Annotated in this window: 17 protein-coding genes; 11 read left to right on the forward strand and 6 right to left on the reverse strand. The window is 66.0% G+C overall.

The genetic code is table 11. The features are described from left to right. Positions 1-236 precede the first annotated feature (236 nt). The 6 genes from FRF71_RS10580 to ligA all read left to right on the forward strand — a co-directional run bounded on the left by FRF71_RS10580 (position 237) and on the right by ligA (position 8,135). The gene (locus FRF71_RS10580; RefSeq protein ID WP_147090619.1) at positions 237-671 is read left to right on the forward strand and encodes an RrF2 family transcriptional regulator; all 435 of its coding nucleotides are present in this window, start codon (positions 237-239) and stop codon (positions 669-671) included. A gap of 112 nt (positions 672-783) precedes the next feature. Then, positions 784-966 carry a YezD family protein gene (locus FRF71_RS10585; protein WP_147090620.1) on the forward strand — a complete coding sequence of 61 codons (183 nt, stop codon included), beginning with the start codon at positions 784-786 and terminating at the stop codon, positions 964-966. A gap of 98 nt (positions 967-1,064) precedes the next feature. Then, a complete protein-coding gene (locus FRF71_RS10590) occupies positions 1,065-3,554 on the forward strand; it encodes a TonB-dependent receptor (RefSeq protein ID WP_147090621.1) in 2,490 nt (829 codons plus the stop codon). Between the two features lie 160 nt (positions 3,555-3,714). Continuing rightward, a complete protein-coding gene (gene recN, locus FRF71_RS10595; RefSeq protein WP_147090622.1) occupies positions 3,715-5,379 on the forward strand; it encodes a DNA repair protein RecN in 1,665 nt (554 codons plus the stop codon). Next, positions 5,376-6,065 (forward strand): GNAT family N-acetyltransferase, encoded by a 690-nt coding sequence (locus FRF71_RS10600; protein WP_238339185.1) that lies wholly within the window; start codon positions 5,376-5,378, stop codon positions 6,063-6,065. The genes recN and FRF71_RS10600 overlap by 4 nt, the downstream gene beginning before the upstream one ends. A gap of 9 nt (positions 6,066-6,074) precedes the next feature. After that, entirely contained in the window at positions 6,075-8,135 is a 2,061-nt protein-coding gene (ligA, locus tag FRF71_RS10605) for an NAD-dependent DNA ligase LigA (protein ID WP_147090623.1), read from the forward strand. A gap of 83 nt (positions 8,136-8,218) precedes the next feature. Here the strand turns inward: ligA and FRF71_RS10610 are convergent, their stop codons facing one another. The 4 genes from FRF71_RS10610 to FRF71_RS10625 are packed head-to-tail and all read right to left on the reverse strand — an operon-like array spanning position 8,219 to position 11,675. Beyond that, on the reverse strand, positions 8,219-9,100 hold the full coding sequence (locus FRF71_RS10610) for a DMT family transporter (RefSeq protein WP_147090624.1): 882 nt from the start codon (positions 9,098-9,100) through the stop codon (positions 8,219-8,221). A gap of 7 nt (positions 9,101-9,107) precedes the next feature. After that, a complete protein-coding gene (locus tag FRF71_RS10615; protein WP_147090625.1) occupies positions 9,108-10,064 on the reverse strand; it encodes a 50S ribosomal protein L11 methyltransferase in 957 nt (318 codons plus the stop codon). Continuing rightward, positions 10,061-10,966, reverse strand: a complete 906-nt coding sequence (gene bla / locus FRF71_RS10620) for a subclass B3 metallo-beta-lactamase (protein WP_161597947.1) — start codon at positions 10,964-10,966, stop codon at positions 10,061-10,063. The genes FRF71_RS10615 and bla overlap by 4 nt, the downstream gene beginning before the upstream one ends. Next, positions 10,956-11,675: an SDR family NAD(P)-dependent oxidoreductase gene (locus FRF71_RS10625; RefSeq protein WP_147090627.1), complete on the reverse strand. Its 720-nt coding sequence runs from the start codon at positions 11,673-11,675 to the stop codon at positions 10,956-10,958. The genes bla and FRF71_RS10625 overlap by 11 nt, the downstream gene beginning before the upstream one ends. Before the next feature lie 122 nt (positions 11,676-11,797). Between FRF71_RS10625 and sdhC the strand changes: the two genes are divergently transcribed. From sdhC to sdhA, 3 genes are read left to right on the forward strand one after another with little or no spacing between them, the layout of a single operon-like run. Beyond that, entirely contained in the window at positions 11,798-12,187 is a 390-nt protein-coding gene (sdhC, locus tag FRF71_RS10630; RefSeq protein WP_147090628.1) for a succinate dehydrogenase, cytochrome b556 subunit, read from the forward strand. Between the two features lie 11 nt (positions 12,188-12,198). Beyond that, positions 12,199-12,585 (forward strand): succinate dehydrogenase, hydrophobic membrane anchor protein, encoded by a 387-nt coding sequence (gene sdhD, locus FRF71_RS10635; RefSeq protein ID WP_147090629.1) that lies wholly within the window; start codon positions 12,199-12,201, stop codon positions 12,583-12,585. Next, complete coding sequence (sdhA, locus tag FRF71_RS10640) at positions 12,582-14,387, forward strand: succinate dehydrogenase flavoprotein subunit (RefSeq protein ID WP_147090630.1); 1,806 nt, start codon at positions 12,582-12,584, stop codon at positions 14,385-14,387. Before sdhD ends, sdhA begins: the two co-directional genes overlap by 4 nt. A gap of 332 nt (positions 14,388-14,719) precedes the next feature. Here the strand turns inward: sdhA and FRF71_RS10645 are convergent, their stop codons facing one another. Both FRF71_RS10645 and FRF71_RS10650 read right to left on the reverse strand, forming a co-directional pair. Next, on the reverse strand, positions 14,720-15,010 hold the full coding sequence (locus FRF71_RS10645; protein ID WP_161597948.1) for a type II toxin-antitoxin system RelE/ParE family toxin: 291 nt from the start codon (positions 15,008-15,010) through the stop codon (positions 14,720-14,722). Continuing rightward, positions 15,007-15,249: a type II toxin-antitoxin system ParD family antitoxin gene (locus FRF71_RS10650; RefSeq protein WP_147090632.1), complete on the reverse strand. Its 243-nt coding sequence runs from the start codon at positions 15,247-15,249 to the stop codon at positions 15,007-15,009. The genes FRF71_RS10645 and FRF71_RS10650 overlap by 4 nt, the downstream gene beginning before the upstream one ends. A 416-nt stretch (positions 15,250-15,665) precedes the next feature. Here FRF71_RS10650 and FRF71_RS10655 point away from each other — a divergent pair, with 416 nt between their 5' ends. Both FRF71_RS10655 and FRF71_RS10660 read left to right on the forward strand, forming a co-directional pair. Then, entirely contained in the window at positions 15,666-16,052 is a 387-nt protein-coding gene (locus FRF71_RS10655; protein WP_147090633.1) for a BlaI/MecI/CopY family transcriptional regulator, read from the forward strand. After that, entirely contained in the window at positions 16,049-17,584 is a 1,536-nt protein-coding gene (locus FRF71_RS10660; RefSeq protein WP_147090634.1) for a M56 family metallopeptidase, read from the forward strand. Before FRF71_RS10655 ends, FRF71_RS10660 begins: the two co-directional genes overlap by 4 nt. Positions 17,585-17,635: the final 51 nt, after the last annotated feature.

Genomic DNA, 17,635 nt, shown 5'->3' on the forward strand with positions numbered 1-17,635 from the left:
CGGCGATGTCCGGAAGGTCTTGCCAAACAGGCCCAAGACAATGCTGCTCCCTTGCCGAACGTGGCGTAAACCGTCGGCAACGATATCGGCGCACCTGGGGCGGTTGTGAAGAGGCAACCCCGCGAATGTCGTCATCGCATCGACCAGCGCAGTTGGCCACCGTTCCGGTCGCTGGTGAAACGGTTTCTACTCCGCAGGTTGACATTTGGGTCCAGCGGGCGCTGAATTGCGCCAAGATGCTTTCGCAGAAGACCCGCTATACCATCCGTGCGCTCCAGCACCTGGCTGACCACTATCGCGAAGGGCCGATCCGGCTCGACGCGATTGCCGAGGCGCAGAACATTCCGCGCAAGTTCCTGACCGTGATCCTCTCGGAAATGGGGCGAGAGGGGCTGGTCGTCTCGACCCGCGGGCGCGATGGCGGCTACGAGTTGGCGCTGCCCCCGGTCGACATTCGCTATGGCGATATCATCCGCCTGACGCGGGGCAGCCTGGCGCTGGTTCCTTGCGCCAGTCGCAATGCGCATGAGCAGTGCCAGAACTGCCTGCCCGAAGCCGAATGCCGCCTGCGCGGGCTGATGCTGACCCTGCGTGACGAAATGGCGACCATGCTCGATCGCATGACCCTGGCCGATCCGATCACACTCGAACCGCCTTTCGCAGACGCCTGATCTGCCGCGCTTTCAAGCTGCCGCAAGAAAGCGGCGCTTCGTCGGCGGCAAATAAAAACTACATTGTCTATCGAAATGGTGGAGATAGTTTGCGGGCGAAAGGAATCGTCCGATGCAACGCTCTCGCCCCCTGCCGGCCCGCCAGCCGAACCCTGCGCCGAGTGATGCCACCGAAGCCGCGCTGCGCGCTGCGGCCGAAGCGATCGGACGGTTGCAATTCGGGGTGGTCCAGCTGGTCGTTCACGACGGCCGGGTGGTCCAGCTTGAGGTAACGGAGCGCCAGCGCTTCGCCTGACCAGTTCGCGGGGCCGGCGGCGCATGGCCGGCCCCGCAACCCATTTCCCGCAGACCGGACCACCGGATGCGACCCGACCCAAACCTTGGAGCCGAGTCATGCATCCGTTCGTCCGTTCTGTCCTGCTGGCCAGCGCCGTTGCGCTGCCCGCCACTGCCTATGCCGATCCTGTCGTAACTGACGCAGCTGCCGAAGCCGCCGCGCCTGCCGCGCAGGATGGCGATGAAACGACCGCCACGACCGCCAGCAGCGACGTGATCATCGTCACCGCCCGCCGCCGTCAGGAAACGGCTCAGTCGGTGCCGCTGGCGATTTCCGTAATCCGCGGGGATTCGATTGAATCGACCGGCAACTTCAATGTGGTGAAGCTCCAGCAGCTGGCCCCGACGCTTCAGGTCTATACCTCCAACCCGCGCAACACCTCGGTCAATATCCGCGGCCTTGGGGTGCCGTTCGGCCTCACCAGCGACGGGTTCGAACAAGGCGTCGGGATCTATGTCGACGATGTCTACAACTCCCGCGTCGCTGCCGCGACGTTCGACTTCCTTGATGTCGAGCAGGTCGAGGTGCTGCGCGGGCCGCAGGGCACGCTCTATGGCAAGAACACTACCGCCGGGGCGATCAACATCACCACCAACCAGCCGACCTTCGAGTTCGAGGGGCAGGCGGAGCTGAGCGTTGGCAACCTCTCCTATCGCCAGGCCAAGGCAGCAGTCTCGGGCCCGCTCTCGGACAGACTGGCCGCGCGCATCGCTGTCGCCACCACCAGCCGGCGCGGGACGCTCTACAACACCCGCACCCAGCGCTGGATTAACGAGCAGGATAACCTAGGCCTGCGCGGTCAGCTGCTGTTCAAGCCGAATGACGATCTAAGCATCACCCTGTCGGGCGATTACAGCACGCAGGATCCCTATGGCTTTGGCACCGCCTTCGTTCGCGTCGGCACCACCCAGCGCGCCTTGAACCGCCAGTACGAGGCTTTGGTTGCAGCGATCAATGCCGCCAATCCGGGCCGCAACTATGCGGTGCCCAGCCGCAACATCTATGACCGGCTCACCGATATCGATGCCACCCTGCAGGCCGGCAACAAGATCGGCGGCGCTTCACTGCGGGTGAAGTGGGATCTGGGCAGCGGCACTTTCACCTCGATCTCGGCCTGGCGGTTCTGGGATTGGAAACCGCAGAACGATCGCGACTTTACCGGCCTGTCAATCGTGTCGAAGTCGCAGAACCCCTCGCAGCAGGATCAGTACAGCCAGGAATTCCGCTACAACTATTCCGGCGACAAGCTTGACTTCGTGGTCGGCCTGTTCGGCTTCAAGCAGCGGATCGATACGCAAGGGACCGAGCAGCAGGGCAGCGATGCTAGCCGCTGGAGCCTGACCGGCGCCCAGGCCGCCGACGCCTCGATCCTGGCTGGCCTGACTGCCAGCAACACCCAGTACCTCAAAAGCGACAGCGCCGCGCTCTATGGCCAGGTCAGCTACAAGGTGACGCCCGAACTGACCATCCAGCCCGGTGTGCGGATCAATTACGACAAGAAGGAAGGCTTCTATCAGCGCGTGGTGACCACCGGCGCGGGTACGGTGATCGCCTGCAACCCGGTGCCTGCAGCCGGGACGGTGCTGGCCGCGCAGTGCGGGGTCTACCAGCCGCAGAGCACCGCGCCATCGGTCAGTGACTGGAACTTCAGTTACGATCTCAACCTGAACTACAAGCTGGCGCGCGACGTGCTGGCCTATGCGACCTATGCCAAGAGCTTCAAGACTGTCGGCATCAACCAGAACGGCCTGCCGCTCAACAGCGCGACCAACCTGCCCGATCTGTCGGCCGGTACGGTCAAGCCGGAATCGGTCAACCATTTCGAGATCGGTCTCAAGACTTCGTTCCTGAACCGGCTGGCAACCTTCAATATCGCCGCCTTCCGCACCACGATCGACGATTTCCAGGCGACGGTGAACGGCGGCCAGTTCGGCACGGTGCGCGGCTATCTTGCCAATGCCGAGCGGGTCCGCTCACAGGGGTTTGAGGCGGACTTCAAGATCCGCACGAGTGATCGGTTCACCGCCTACACCAACCTGGCTTACACCGATGCCAAGTATGTGAAGTTCACCAATGCGCCGTGCCCGCCCGAGCTCTCCGGCGGTACACTGCAGCCGGTGGGCGCCACGCCGGACTATTCCAACGCCGGGCGGCCGGGCACGCTCAGCCCGCGCCAGTGCGACATTTCCGGCCAGGGCCTGCCCGGCGTCTCGAAGTGGTCGTTCTCCTATGGGGCAGAGGCCAACACCCCGGTTACACTGCTGGGCAAGGACGGGCAGGTCTATTTCGGGATCGACGGCAACTATCGCTCGGACTGGAACTCCAACGCCTCGCCCTCGATCTATACCAAGGTCGATGGCTATGCCTTGACCAACTTCCGCCTGGGCTTCAGGAGCGAAGGGGTCGAGCTGTTCGGCTGGGTCCGCAACGCCTTCGACGTGAACTACATTGAGCTGCTCCAGGTCGCACCGGGCAATGTCGGGCTGATTGCCGGCACACCGGGGGACCAGCGCACTTTCGGGGCGACGCTCAAGCTTTCACTCTGACCAGTTCCCCTCCCGCATGCGGGAGGGGTTAGAGGAGGGCTTGTGCCTCGGCAGCTGGGAAGTAACAGACCCTCCCCCGACCCCTCCCGCAAGCGGGAGGGGAGATTGTGGAGCACGGGCTTTGCCGTGCGCGGAAAAGTGGCTAGAACAGTCCGCGAACATGCTGACGCGCCTTTCCATCCGCAATGTCGTTTTGATCGAGGCGCTCGACCTCGATTTTGCGGGCGGGCTGGGCGTGCTGACCGGAGAGACCGGGGCGGGCAAATCGATCCTGCTTGATGCCCTTGGGCTGGTACTGGGCGACCGGGCGGATTCCGGGCTGGTCCGCGCCGGGGAAGACCAGGCCAGCGTTACCGCCAGCTTTGAATTCACGCGCTTGCCCGATGTGGTGAAGGCGGCGCTGGCTGAGGCAGAGGTTGATGTCGAGCCGGGCGAGCCGCTGATCCTCAAGCGCCGGGTTAAGGCGGATGGCGGCTCCAAGGCCTTCATCAACGATCAGCCGGTCGGCGTCGCCCTGCTGCGCGAACTGGCACCGGCACTGGTAGAGCTGCACGGCCAGCACGATGACCGCGGCCTCGTCAATCCGCGCGGTCACCGGGCGCTGCTCGATCGCTATTGCGGCGGCGATGCGGCGGGGGTGGACCTGGCCTGGCGCGAATGGCGCACGCGGGTCGAGGCGCTGGCGGCGGCCCATGCTGCCCTTGATCAGGCGGCGGCAGATCGCGACCTGATTGTCGCCCACCTGGCCGAACTCGCCGCGCTCGAACCGGCCGAGGGCGAGGAAGAGGAATTGGCCAGCGCCCGCGCCGATATGCAGAAGGGCGAGCGCCTCTCGGGCGACCTTGCCGAACTGCAGCACCTTTGGGCCGGATCGGATTCGGCGCTGGCGGCGCTGCGCGGCGCGGCGCGGCGGCTGGACCGGATTGCGCCGGAACATCCCCTGCTGGCCGAGGCGCTCGCCGCGCTCGACCGTGCCGTGATCGAAGCCAGCGAGGCGGAGGACCGGCTGGCCCGCGCGGCCGAGGCGCTCAGCCACGATCCCGCGATGCTCGACCGGATCGAAACCCGTCTGTTCGACCTGCGCGCTGCCGCCCGCAAGCATCATTGCACCGTCGATGAACTGCCCGCCAAGATGCGGTCCCTGCGCGCCGCGCTCGATGCGATCGAGGGCGGCGACGCCGATCTGGCCGCACTTGAGGCAGCCGCCGCAAAGGCGGGCGAGGACTATCGCGCCAAGGCCGAAGCACTTTCGGCCACGCGCCAGGCCGCAGCGGGCAAGCTCGATGCGGCCGTTGCAGCTGAACTGGCCCCGCTCAAGCTCGACGCGGCGAAGTTCCGCACCAGCGTCAACCCGCTGCCAGAGGACCGCTGGGGTCCATCCGGGATCGACGCGGTCGAATTCCTGATCAGCACCAACCCCGGCGCGGACTTTGCCCCGCTGGCCAAGATCGCCTCGGGCGGCGAACTTTCGCGCTTCATCCTCGCGCTCAAGGTCGCGCTGGCCGAGCAGGGCGGGGCGGCAACCGTGATCTTCGACGAGATTGACCGCGGCGTTGGCGGGGCGGTCGCCAGCGCGATCGGTGAACGGCTGGCGCGGCTGGCCAGCGGCGGGCAATTGCTGGCCGTCACCCACAGCCCGCAGGTCGCGGCGCGGGGCAGCCAGCATTACATGATCGCCAAGTCGAGCGAGGGCACGGTGACGCGGACCTCGGTCGTGCTGCTGGATAGCGCCGGACGGCAGGAGGAAATCGCGCGGATGCTGTCCGGTGCAGAGGTTACCGCCGAAGCACGGGCCCAGGCGGATCGGCTGCTGGAGGGGGTGTGAGCGAAGCGGCGCTCGAACGCCCGGTCTGGTCGATGCTGACCGGGCCGCAGGCCGGTCTGGCCGTCGCGACCGGCGCGGCGGTGCGGATCGATCCGCGCTATGGCCCCTTTGCGGCGGCGCGTGACGAGTCAGACGAGGCGCAGGCGGCACTGGCGGCGACGCTATCCGGACCAGAAGATACGATCTGGCTGGTGGAGCGCGAAGAATGGCCGGCCCCGGCCGGCACGCGGGTGGTGCGGGTTGCGCCGTTGTTGCAGATGGTGGCGGACAGTCCCGCGCCGCTGCGGGAGCATGATGGCCCCTTCGTGGCGCTCGGCGCTGGCGATGTGGCCGAAATGACTGACCTCGCGCTCGCAACCGAGCCAGGCCCCTGGGGACCGCTGACGCACCAGTACGGCCAGTTCTGGGGCCTGCGCGAGGACGGGCGGCTCCTCGCCATGGCGGGCGAACGGATGCGGCCGGCGCCGGGCCTGGCCGAAGTCAGCGGTGTCTGCACCTGGCCCGACCAGCGCGGGCGGGGCCTCGCCGGCGCGCTGATCCGCCAGGTGATGGCGGGCCAGGTCGCACGGGGCGACGTGCCCTATCTTCATTCCTATGCCGGAAACGTCAGCGCGATCCGGCTCTATGAATCGCTTGGCTTCCGCCCCGCGCGCGAGATGGTGGCGACGGTCCTCGCGCTGGCCTAGGATAGCGCGATGGGATTCGAACTCTCCGAAGCGGACGCCGCCAATGAACTGATGCGACTGGCGAAGCAGATCGCCTATCACAACAAGCGCTATCATGCCGAGGATGCGCCGGAGATCTCCGACGCGGACTATGACGCACTGGTCCGCCGCAATGCTGAGCTGGAAGCAGCCTTTCCGCATCTGATCCGGCCCGACAGCCCAAGCCGCCAGGTCGGGCACGAAGTCGCCGCCTCGCCGCTGGCCAAGGTCACCCACGAAGTGCGGATGATGAGCCTCGACAACGCGTTTGCGGACGAGGACGTCACCGATTTCGCCGCGCGGGTGCGGCGCTATCTCAACCTGCCCGACGATGCCGAAGTGGCGATGACCGCCGAGGACAAGATCGACGGGTTGTCTTGCTCGCTGCGCTATGAACATGGCAAGCTGGTGCGGGCAGCAACGCGCGGGGATGGGCAGGTGGGTGAGGATGTGACGCCCAACGTTGCCACCATCGCCGACATTCCGCAGGCGCTGAAGGGCGCAGTGCCCGAGGTCTTCGAGATCCGCGGCGAGGTCTATATGGCCAAGGCCGATTTCGTCGCGCTGAATGCTGCGCAGGAAGCGCGCGGGGACAAGGTCTTTGCCAACCCGCGCAATGCCGCCGCCGGCTCGCTGCGGCAGAAGGATGCCGCAGTCACCGCCGCCCGCCCGCTGCGCTTCCTGGCCCATGGCTGGGGTGCGGCTTCGGCAGTGCCAGGTGACACCCAGAGCGCAGTCATGGCCGCGATTGCGGCGTGGGGCGTGCCCGTTTCCCCGCTCCTGGTGCGGTGCGAAAGCGTCAAGGCGATGCTGGCCCACTATCGCAGCATCGAGCATCAACGCGCTGATCTGCCTTATGATATCGACGGTGTGGTCTACAAGGTTGACCGGCTCGACTGGCAGGAGCGGCTCGGCTTTGCCGCCAAGGCACCGCGCTGGGGGATCGCCCACAAGTTCCCGGCCGAGCGCGCTGAAACCACGCTGGAAGCGATCGATATCCAGGTTGGCCGGACCGGCAAGCTAACCCCGGTCGGGCGGTTGACGCCAGTCACGGTCGGCGGGGTGGTGGTGGCCAATGTCACGCTCCACAACCGCGACGAGATCGCCCGGCTGGGCCTGCGCGTGGGGGACCGGGTCGTGCTGCAACGCGCCGGCGACGTGATCCCGCAAGTGGTCGAAAACCTCACCCGCGATGCGCCGCGCGCGGCCTATGCCTTCCCCGATCATTGCCCCGAATGCGCCAGCGAAGCCGTCGCCGAAGAGGGCGAGGTTGACGTGCGCTGCACTGGCGGCCTGATCTGCCCGGCGCAGCGGGTCGAGCGGCTCAAGCATTTCGTCAGCCGCGCCGCGCTCGATATCGAGGGGCTGGGCGAGAAGACGATTATCGAGTTCTTTGGCCTTGGCTGGTTGGAGAGCCCGGCTGATATCTTCCGCCTGCGCCAGCGCCGCGGCGAGATTGTCGGGCGCGAGGGCTGGCAGGATAAGTCTGTGGACAACCTGTTGGCAGCGATCGAAGCCAAGCGCGCGCCCGATGCTGCGCGGCTGCTGTTCGGCCTGGGCATCCGCCATGTCGGCGCGGTCACGGCGCGGGACCTGCTGAAGCGCTTTACCACGCTTGAAGCCCTGCGCTCGGTTGCCGAGGCGGCGCACGGCGGCGATGCCGAAGCACTGGCCGAATTGACCGGCATCGACGGGATCGGCCCCGCCGTTGCGGATGCGCTGGGCGACTTCTTCCACGAGCCGCACAATGTCGCCGTATGGGAAGACCTGCTCTCTGAAGTCAGTCCGCCGCCTTACGTGGTCGAGACGAAGGATAGCGCCGTGGCCGGCAAGACCGTGGTCTTCACCGGTGCGCTAGAGACCATGAGCCGGGATGAGGCCAAGGCCCAGGCCGAGCGGCTGGGGGCCAAGGCGGCGGGTTCGGTCTCGGCCAAGACCGACCTGGTGGTGGCCGGGCCGGGCGCCGGGTCAAAGCTGAAGAAGGCGCAGGAGCTTGGTATCGAAGTGATCGATGAAGCCGCTTGGGCAGAAATTGTCCGCTCGGCTGGGTAGAGATCCCTAGCGCGGCCAACTCGTTCTCTAGCACCGCGCAGAAGTACAGCGAAGCCGCCCGCTGGACCAGGTGACTGCCGCAATCAGGAGTGTTCCTGGGCCTCGGCAATCGGGGCGCGGGTTCGCCTGAGCGCAACGATCAGCACCCCGGTAAGGGCGATCGCTGAACCCACGATCATCTGCGTATCAAGCTGGTCGTTGGTGATCACTACGCCCAGCGCGATCGTCGCCAGCGGGGTGATTAGCGTCAGCGGCGCGATCAGGTTTGCTTCATAGCGGGCGATCAGCACGTAGAAGAGCGTGTGCGCGCCGACCGAGACGACCAACGCGGAAAAGACCAGCGCCGCCACGAAGGGCCAGCCAACACTTGCGATCTGGCCCCAGTCCGGTGTTTCAAGCAGCAAGCTGAGCGGAACCAGCAGGAGTGTGCTGGTCATGCCAACCCAGGCCTGCAGCCGCAGCGGCGCGATTTCACCCATCTGCTTCATTAGCACCGCCCCAAGCGAACCGCTGGCGGCCCCGGCCAGGACCAGCAGCAGGCCGGCCGAGATTGCAAGCCCGGGTTCCCACACCACCACCAACACGCCGACCAGCGTCAAGGTAATGCCCAGCGCGCGGCGCCAGTGGATCCGTTCGCCCAGGATCAGGATCGAAAGCAGCGTGGTGATGGGCACCCCGGCCTGGCTGACGACCGCCGCAGCCGAAGGTGAGACAGTCTGCAGTGCGATGAACAACAGCGCAAAGCTGCCGCCGCCCATCAGCAGGCCCACGGCGACGATCCGCCAGGCCGGGCGCGGCATGGGTCGCAGCCAGGGCAATGTCACCGCCGCAACAATCGCGAACCGGATCGCGGCATAGAGCAGCGGCGGCACCTGCCAGTCGCTGACCACAATCTTGCTGACGACATTGTTGGTCGCCCAGATCAGACAGATGCCGACCAGGATCAGGAAGTCGCGCAGGCTCACGCGGCTATCAGCGCCTTGTCCAGTCAGGGAGGCGGCCGGGGCGGGAGACCCGAGCGCCTGCGCCGCCGCGCTTTCTCAGCCACAGGATCGACCAGTCGCCATTGACCAGCCGTGCTGCCAGGCGCAGTCCGGCAGCGCGCGCAGCGCGGCGAACCTGGGCCTCCTGCGTCTCCAGCAGCCCGGCCAGCACCAGGTGCCCGCCCGGCACGAGATGACGAGCGAAGTCAGGCGCCAGGCCGATCAGTGGTCCGGCAAGGATATTGGCGATGATCAGGTCATAGGGGCCGCGCGCGGCCAGCAAGGGATGCGCCATCCCGTCGGCAACCAGCATGGTCAGCGCGCCCTGGCCGGCACCCAGCGGCACCGCATTGGTGGCGGCATTGTCCTCCACCACGCCAAGGCAGACCGCATCGATATCGCTCGCCGTGGCGAGCGCGCGCGGCCACAGGTGCAGCGCGGCAAAGGCGAGTAGCCCGGTGCCGGTGCCAATATCGGCCAGGTTGCGGACCACTACGCCCTGGCGCTTCATGTGGGTCAGCATGGACAGGCATCCGGCCGTAGTGGCGTGCTGGCCGGTGCCGAAGGCCTGGCTGGCAGGAATGCAGAAATCGCGCACGCCCTGCTGGCCCAGCGCCGCATGTTCGGGCGTGTGGACATGGAACGCCCCGGCACGGATCGGCTCGAGCCCGGTCTGGCTGGCGGTCAGCCAATCAACCTCCGGCAATTGTTCGATCGCCAGTTCGGGCCTGGCATCGAGGAAGAGCGAGAGGATGGCGGCCTTGTCGGCCTTGCTCGGTTTGCGCGGCAGCCAGGCTTCCAGCCGCCAGTCGTCGGGCCTGTCCTCGGCAATCTCGCTGCCGGAAATGACGATGTCGGGATTCCAGTCCCAGGCGTCCTCATGCGCCAGCAGTGCGGCCTCGATCACGGGACGCGGGGCGAGGGCGGTCAGCTTCCAGCTGGTCATTTGGGGACGACAGCCTCGCGGGCCAGCCGCTCGGCAAAGCGCTGGCCTGCGGCGGCGGCATAGGCGGCGCAAGCGTCTGGCTTGATCAGCGGCTGTCGGCCCGCAAGGCGCGGGAACAGATCGCTGGCAGAGGGGTGCGGGGTAACGATGATCTCGCAGGGCAACGCGGCGATGACTGCCAGGCCCTGGCGGATCGCTTTCACCCGCTCTGGATTGTCGGTGAAGCGATAGCCATCGGCCGAGATGGTCGAGGTGCTGTCGGCATAGGCAATCGTGCGGCACTGCGCGCCCTGGCACTGCTGCCAGGTCCAGCTGGTCGAGCCGGGCGAATGGGCCGGGTTGGCCCAGGCGGTGAAGCGGACGCCGCCCGCCACTAGCGCCGTGCCGTGCGGCTGGGTCTTGGCCACCTTGATCGGCCGCATCGGTTCCTTGAGCAGCAGCGGGGCCTGGGGATCGGCTGGATCGGGCTGGCCGCTGCGCAGCATGGCCGCCTGGTTCGGTCCGGCAATGACCTTCGCGCCGGTGCGACGCTGCAGTTCGGCCACGGCTCCGGCATGGTCGAAGTGTTCGTGGCTGACCAGGATCCAGCGGATCGCCGTCACCGGAAAGCCCAGCTTGCGGACATTGTCGAGCACCAGGTCGGCAGCCTGGGGAATGCCGCCGTCCAGCAGCACCAGCCCGTCCGGGGTCTGGACCAGCAGGGTGGTGATTCCGCAGGTGCCGACATACCAGGTGTTGCCGAAGACATGGGCGGGCGGGGCCGGATCGCCCCAACCGTCGCGGCCGGCGCAGGCCTTGACCATATCGCGCTCGGCCTGCGGGCGCGGGATATACATCTGCGGTGATGCCGGTGCGGCCAGGCTGAGAGCCGCCACACTGACCAGCAGGCGCTTAGCGGACAAAGCTGGCTCCATTCGCATCCAGCACGGCCCCGGTCATGCTTTCCGGCGCATCGAGTGCGCAGAACACGGCCATGGTCGCGATCTCTTCCGGGGTGGCGACACGGCCCAGCGGAATATCGGCCAGCAGCCCAGGTCCGCCGCGGCTTGCCAGGTAGTCGCCGGCCATGGCCGTGTCGGTAAAGCCAGGGCAGATTGCATAGCTCATGATGCCCTTGGCGGGGTAATGGCGGGCGATGGTCTTGTGCAGCCCGATCATCCCGGCCTTGGCAGCGGCATAGTGCCAGTGATCGGGCGAGTCGCCCCGATAGGCGGCCCGGCTAGCGATGTGGACAATCCGGCCCGGGCGACCATCGTTCAGCCATTGCCGCACGGCATAGCGCGAAAGTTCGGCCGCTGCGGTCAGGTTGATCCGCAGCGAATCTTCCCAGTTATCCAGCCATTCGATGTCCGACAGGCTGAGCGGGTTGGCCTGAAACAGCCCGGCGTTGTTGACCAGCACATCGATCTTGCCGTTGGGCGATCGTTCAAGCGCAGCGTCCCAGATTCGCCCGGCTGCCGTAGGGTCCGTGAGGTCCGCGCCGATCGTATCGGCATCGTGGGCCTTGCTGGCATGGCCGATCACGGTGACGCCGCGCGCGATGAGGGCGGCCCGGATCGCGGCGCCGATCCCGCGGGAAGAGCCGGTGACTAGTGCGGTAAGTTGGGTCATGGACCTGCTCTAGGACTTTGGTGCATGTGCGCCAAGCCACCGCTTGCACGGCCCCGCGTTTTGATTATGGGGATGGCGCAAAGGCGGCACACTGCGCCGCACCACTAAAGGGGAACGCAAGCATGGCCGGAGCCAGCAACCGTCCGATTTCGCCACACCTGCAAATCTGGAAGTGGGGGCCGGCAATGCTGGTCTCGATCCTCCACCGCGTTTCGGGCGATGGCCTGTCGATTGTCGGCTCGGCGGTGTTCCTGTGGTGGCTGGGCGCGCTGGCCGGCGGCGAACAGAGCTATCTTACCTTCACCCGCCACATGGGCGAATGGTACGGGCAGGTCCTGCTGATCGGCCTGACCTGGGCCTTCTTCAATCACACGGCCTCGGGCATCCGCCACCTTGTGCTGGATATCGGCGCGGGCTTCGAACTGAAGAGCAACCAGCTGTGGTCGATCCTGACCCCGCTGATCGCCCTGGCGCTGACTGGCGCCACCTGGGCCTACATCCTGCTGCGCTGAGGGAACGGACAATGGGTAACGGAACCAATATCGGCCGCGTTCGCGCACTGGGCTCGGCCCATTCGGGCACCAAGCACTGGCTGGCGATGCGCCTCACCTCGATTGCGCTGCTCGTCCTGGGCTTCTGGCTGTTGTTCGCGCTGATCGGCCTGCCCGATCTGACCTTCAAGACAGTCAAGGCCTGGGCGGCCCAGCCGCTCAGCGCCACGGGCCTGGTCCTGCTGGTGATCGCCAGCTTCTGGCACACGCAGATGGGCCTGCAGGAACTGATCGAGGACTATGTCCACGAACACGCCAACAAGTACGCCTGCCTGACGCTGCTTAATCTCGCTGCCTTCGCTGGGGGTGCCTTTGGCGTCTTCGCGATTGTCCGTATCGCTCTGGGAGCTGCCGCATGACTGCCGCCTACAAGATCATCGACCACACCTATGATACGGTGGTCGTCGGCGCGGGCGGTTCGGGCCTGCGCGCGACGATGGGCAGCGCCGAAGCTGGCCTGCGGACCGCCTGCATCACCAAGGTCTTCCCGACCCGTTCGCACACCGTTGCCGCGCAGGGCGGGATCGCCGCCTCGCTGTGCAACAACACGCCCGATCACTGGACCTGGCACATGTACGATACCGTCAAGGGATCGGACTGGCTGGGTGACCAGGACGCGATCGAATACATGGTGCGTGAAGCCCCACAGGCGGTTTACGAGCTGGAACACGCCGGCGTGCCCTTCAGCCGCAACCCCGATGGCACGATCTACCAGCGCCCGTTCGGCGGCCACATGCAGAACATGGGTGAAGGCCCGCCGGTGCAGCGCACCTGCGCCGCGGCTGACCGTACCGGCCACGCCATGCTCCATGCGCTCTACCAGCAGAGCCTGAAGTACAATTCGGACTTCTTCATCGAATACTTCGCGATCGACCTGATCATGGAAAACGGCGCCTGCCGCGGGGTGATCGCGATCTGCATGGATGACGGTTCGATCCACCGCTTCCGCAGCCACGCCGTGGTCCTGGCGACCGGCGGCTATGGCCGCTGCTATTACACCGCCACTTCGGCCCATACCTGCACCGGCGACGGCGGCGGCATGGTGCTGCGCGCCGGGCTGCCATTGCAGGACATGGAATTTGTGCAGTTCCACCCGACCGGCATCTACGGCGCGGGCGTGCTGATCACCGAAGGCGCGCGCGGCGAGGGCGGCTACCTCACCAATTCCGAGGGTGAGCGGTTCATGGAACGCTATGCCCCTTCGGCCAAGGACCTCGCATCGCGCGATGTCGTCTCGCGCTCGATGGCGCTGGAAATCCGCGAAGGCCGCGGCGTCGGACCGAACAAGGATCACATCTTCCTGCACCTTGATCACATCGATCCCAAGGTGCTGGCCGAACGCCTGCCGGGCATCACCGAAAGTGGCAAGATCTTCGCTGGCGTCGACCTGACCCGCCAGCCGCTGCCGGTCGTCCCGACGGTGCACTACAACATGGGCGGCATCCCGTGCGACTATAACGGCCGCGTGATGACCATCGGGCCGGATGGCGATCCGGAAACCCCGGTGCCGGGCCTGTTCGCCGTCGGCGAAGCGGCCTGCGTTTCGGTTCACGGTGCCAACCGCCTCGGCTCGAACTCGCTGATCGACCTGGTGGTCTTCGGCCGGGCGACGGGACACTACCTCAAGCAGACGATCAAGCCGGGCACGGCCCATGCCGAACTGCCGAAGGACAGCGCCGACATGGCGCTTGGCCGCCTCGACCATTTCCGCCACGCCAACGGCAGCTCACCCACCGCCGAGGTCCGCACCGAAATGCAGCGCACCATGTCGGCCCACGCCGCCGTGTTCCGCAATGATGAGCTGATGGCCGAAGGCAAGGAAAAGCTCGCCGCCACCTATGCGCGGATGGCCGACATCAAGGTCCATGACCGTTCGCTGATCTGGAACTCGGACCTGATCGAGACGCTCGAGCTGGACAACCTGATCAGCCAGGCCTCGGTCACGCTGCACAGCGCCCACAACCGCAAGGAAAGCCGCGGCGCCCACGCGCACGAGGATTTCCCCGATCGCGACGACGCCCAGTGGATGAAGCACACCGCAGCCTGGTTCGATGGCTGGGGCGGCAAGGGCGGTGCGGTCAAGATCGACTACCGCCCGGTTCACGAATACACGCTGACCGACGATGTCGAGTACATCAAGCCGAAGAAGCGGGTGTATTGATGCGGAGTGGAGTGACGTTCCGCCAAGGTATTATCGCGGGCTGAACTCTGCTGATGTTGCGGCAGAAGCATTGGGCAAGGACCAGCGGAGCCGTTGGGACTTGCAGCGCAATGTCTGCGCTCTCGCCACCAAAAATGCAGGGCGTGGGTCATCCCACCCCGTCACCCCGGGCTTGACCCGGGACTAGGCTGTTCTTCTGGACGCCTGCCCGGCTCGCACCGCCTGAAAGAAGAAGCCCAGGCCCGGATCAAGTCCGGGCTGACGAATAAGTGAGCGGCTTTGAAAGACTAAAGCTGCAAGCGGCGGTGCTTTTACCCGCGCTAGCGCCTCAATCACCCCAACCAGGTCTCGAAGCCTGCCGCTGCGTGCAGCACTCGGACGATCTCGATCCGGTCCTCGAACACCAGATAGAACACTGCATGGCGGCCACTGTTCATCCGGCGCAAGCCGGGGCGAGGTTCGTATTCGGGGAAGCGCAGTGGGAACTCCAGCCGCGATTTGATGTCATCCCGGAGCGTGGCGACATAATGCGCCGCCTGTGCTTGCCCCCAGCGCGCGCGTGTTTCCCGCGCCGTGCGCCGCAGATCGGCCACGGCGGCGGCGCGGAATTCCAGCGTTCTCACTTCGCTCTGAATTCCTCGCCGTACCAGCGGTCGAGATCAAATTCGGCATCGACCGGGCTGGTCAGCCCCTGATCGATCGCCTCAAGCAGCTTGGCGCGGAACGCTGCCCGCTCTTCATGCAGGCGCAGTGCATCGCGGATGACTTCGCTGGCTGATCCGTATTCGCCTGATTCCACTTTGCTGCGGGTGTAAGCAACATAGCGCTCACCAAGGGCGATCGAGGTGTTCTTGCTGGCCATGACAGACTGTTACCAAAAATTGGTATCTGCGTCAATCGGCCCAGGCCAGGACCGAAGTTCAGGGGAGGGGACCAAACAGACCTCCTCCCCGTCACCTGAAAGAAGAAGCCCAGGCCCGGATCAAGTCCGGGCTGACGAATGGCAGGTGATGGGGCGCTGCACCTTCCGATTTTCCTACATCACCTGAACCTGTCACACTGCCTCTGGCTGGATCGAGGCAGACTATGTTTTTCTTTCAGGTGGCGAACAAATCATCGGATATTTGCCGAAAAACCGCACTTCTCTGCGGGTTTGCTGATGTTGGAAGAAGCGGACGCAGTGTCAACTGTGTCAAGTCCAACGTCACGCTGCATTCATCCGGCGTTCAAGATTACATCCGTAGTCGATTACGTGTGTAGACATCGAGAGGATGCGCCATGGCGGACGAAGGCCCGCAGAACGAACGGATTAGCGAAGCCGAGCAGGCGGTGATGGAAGCGCTGTGGGCGCGCTCGCCGCTAACGGCCAACGAAGTGGCCGATGCGGTTGCCCCGGCGCGGGGCTGGACGCTGGCCACGGTCAAGACGTTGCTGTCGCGGCTGGTGGCCAAGCAGGCAGTGGAAACCGCGCCCGATGGCAAGCGCTTCCTCTATTCGCCGCGCGTCGCCCGGGTGGATTTTGCCGCGGGCGAATCCAAGCGGCTGGTTGACCGGCTGTTTGGCGGTTCGGCCGCCGGCCTGTTCGCGCATCTGGCCGAAGCCGAAGCGCTGACCGACAAGGACCTGACCCAGATCGAAGCCCTGTTGAAGGAGCTCCGCAAATGACCTGGCTGACCGATACGCTTGTTACGACCGGTGGCTTGATTGCCTTGGTCCTGCTGATCCGCCGCCCGGTCTCGCGCCATTTTGGGCCGGGCATGGCCTATGCGCTGTGGGGCCTGCCGCTGCTTCGGCTGTTCCTGCCGCCGCTGGTCCTGCCGGCTGCGCCCGCGCCGGTGCCAGTTGCCGCCAGCGAGGTTGTGGTGGTGACCGATGCGACTGCTGCCGCTGCGCCACCGGCCCTGTCCTTTGCCTGGGTTGAACCGCTGATGATCGGCCTGTGGCTGGCGGGGGCGGTGGGCTTTCTGGTCTGGCGGCTGCTGGGTTACCGCGCCCTGCGCGCCGAACTGCTGGCCAAGGCCCGGCCGGTGGGCCAGGTGGAGGATATCCGGCTGGTCGAAACGCCAGCCGCGCCAACGCCGCTGGCCTTTGGCCTGACGGACAAGGTCATCGCCCTGCCGCCTGGCTTCATGGCCCAGCCGAACCGCGCCGCGCGCGACCTCGCCATTGCGCACGAGCTGGAGCACCATCGCGGCCGCGACCTGGCGGTGAATATCGCTGTGCAACCGCTGTTGGCGCTGCACTGGTTCAACCCGCTGGCCTGGCTGGCCTGGCGCGCGCTGCGGCGCGATCAGGAAGCGGCGTGCGATGCCCGTGTCGTTGCCGGCCATGACCACGCCATTCGCGCCGCCTACGGCGCCTTGATCGCCGACTATGCCCGCGCCCCGCGCGTTTCCCTGGCCGCTTCGATCGCCTGCCCGGTGGTCGGTGAGGCCTCTGTCATCCATCGTTTGAGGAGCCTGACCATGACTGATCCCACCCCTGCGCGCCGCAATATCGGCCGCCTGCTGCTGGCCGGTGCCGCCCTGGCCCTGCCTTTGACAGCTTCGATTTCCTACGCCGCCGCGCAGGACACAGTCGCACCGCCAGCGCCCCCGGCGGCCCCTGCGGCTCCGGCTGCGCCCGAAGCCCCGGCCGCGCCGAAGATCGTCAAGGAGCACCGCATTGTCATCGTCGAGCGCAATGGCGACAAGCAGGACGAAAGCGACCTCAAGACCCGGGTGATCGAGAAGGATGGCAAGACCATTGTCATCAAAACCGACAAGGCGCTGAGCGAGGCCGAGATTGACGCCAAGGTCGAGAAGGCGCTGGCCGCGCTTCCGGACCTGCCCGATATGCCGGATGTCCCGCCCGTTCCCGGCAATGGCGAGCGCCGCGTGATCGTCAAGCGGGTCCACGGCGAAGGCGTCCCCCACGTGATGGCCTGGAGCAACAAGGATGATGCGAACATCGCCATCGCCTGCGCCGACGGCGCCAAAACCTCCAACTTCGAAGCGGAGGGCAAGAGTGCCGATGGCAAGAAGCAGAAGGTGATGTTGCGCTTTTGCTCGGCCGGCGCGGCCATGGCCAAGGCCGCCGATGGCCTCAAGTCCGCGCGCGACCGGATCAGCAAGGATGACAAGCTTTCTCCGGCGATCCGCGATGAGATTGTCAAGGAACTCGACGCCGAGATCGCGCGGCTTTCCAAGCAGGGCTGAAGCTAGCCCCTTGCAGTCCTGCCGGAGCGGCGGGGGCGGAGCGATCCGTCT

The organism is Novosphingobium ginsenosidimutans (assembly GCF_007954425.1).
GTDB classification, from domain to species: Bacteria; Pseudomonadota; Alphaproteobacteria; order Sphingomonadales; family Sphingomonadaceae; genus Novosphingobium; species Novosphingobium ginsenosidimutans.

Excerpts from the sequence above, each read along its gene's own strand:
- FRF71_RS10580 (WP_147090619.1), top strand. The coding sequence starts at position 237 with ATGCTTTCGCAGAAGACCCGCTATACCATCCGTGCGCTCCAGCACCTG.
- FRF71_RS10585 (WP_147090620.1), top strand. The coding sequence starts at position 784 with ATGCAACGCTCTCGCCCCCTGCCGGCCCGCCAGCCGAACCCTGCGCCG.
- FRF71_RS10590 (WP_147090621.1), top strand. The coding sequence starts at position 1,065 with ATGCATCCGTTCGTCCGTTCTGTCCTGCTGGCCAGCGCCGTTGCGCTG.
- recN (WP_147090622.1), top strand. The coding sequence starts at position 3,715 with ATGCTGACGCGCCTTTCCATCCGCAATGTCGTTTTGATCGAGGCGCTC.
- ligA (WP_147090623.1), top strand. The coding sequence starts at position 6,075 with ATGGGATTCGAACTCTCCGAAGCGGACGCCGCCAATGAACTGATGCGA.
- FRF71_RS10615 (WP_147090625.1), bottom strand. The coding sequence starts at position 10,064 with ATGACCAGCTGGAAGCTGACCGCCCTCGCCCCGCGTCCCGTGATCGAG.
- FRF71_RS10625 (WP_147090627.1), bottom strand. The coding sequence starts at position 11,675 with ATGACCCAACTTACCGCACTAGTCACCGGCTCTTCCCGCGGGATCGGC.
- sdhC (WP_147090628.1), top strand. The coding sequence starts at position 11,798 with ATGGCCGGAGCCAGCAACCGTCCGATTTCGCCACACCTGCAAATCTGG.
- sdhD (WP_147090629.1), top strand. The coding sequence starts at position 12,199 with ATGGGTAACGGAACCAATATCGGCCGCGTTCGCGCACTGGGCTCGGCC.
- sdhA (WP_147090630.1), top strand. The coding sequence starts at position 12,582 with ATGACTGCCGCCTACAAGATCATCGACCACACCTATGATACGGTGGTC.
- FRF71_RS10650 (WP_147090632.1), bottom strand. The coding sequence starts at position 15,249 with ATGGCCAGCAAGAACACCTCGATCGCCCTTGGTGAGCGCTATGTTGCT.
- FRF71_RS10655 (WP_147090633.1), top strand. The coding sequence starts at position 15,666 with ATGGCGGACGAAGGCCCGCAGAACGAACGGATTAGCGAAGCCGAGCAG.
- FRF71_RS10660 (WP_147090634.1), top strand. The coding sequence starts at position 16,049 with ATGACCTGGCTGACCGATACGCTTGTTACGACCGGTGGCTTGATTGCC.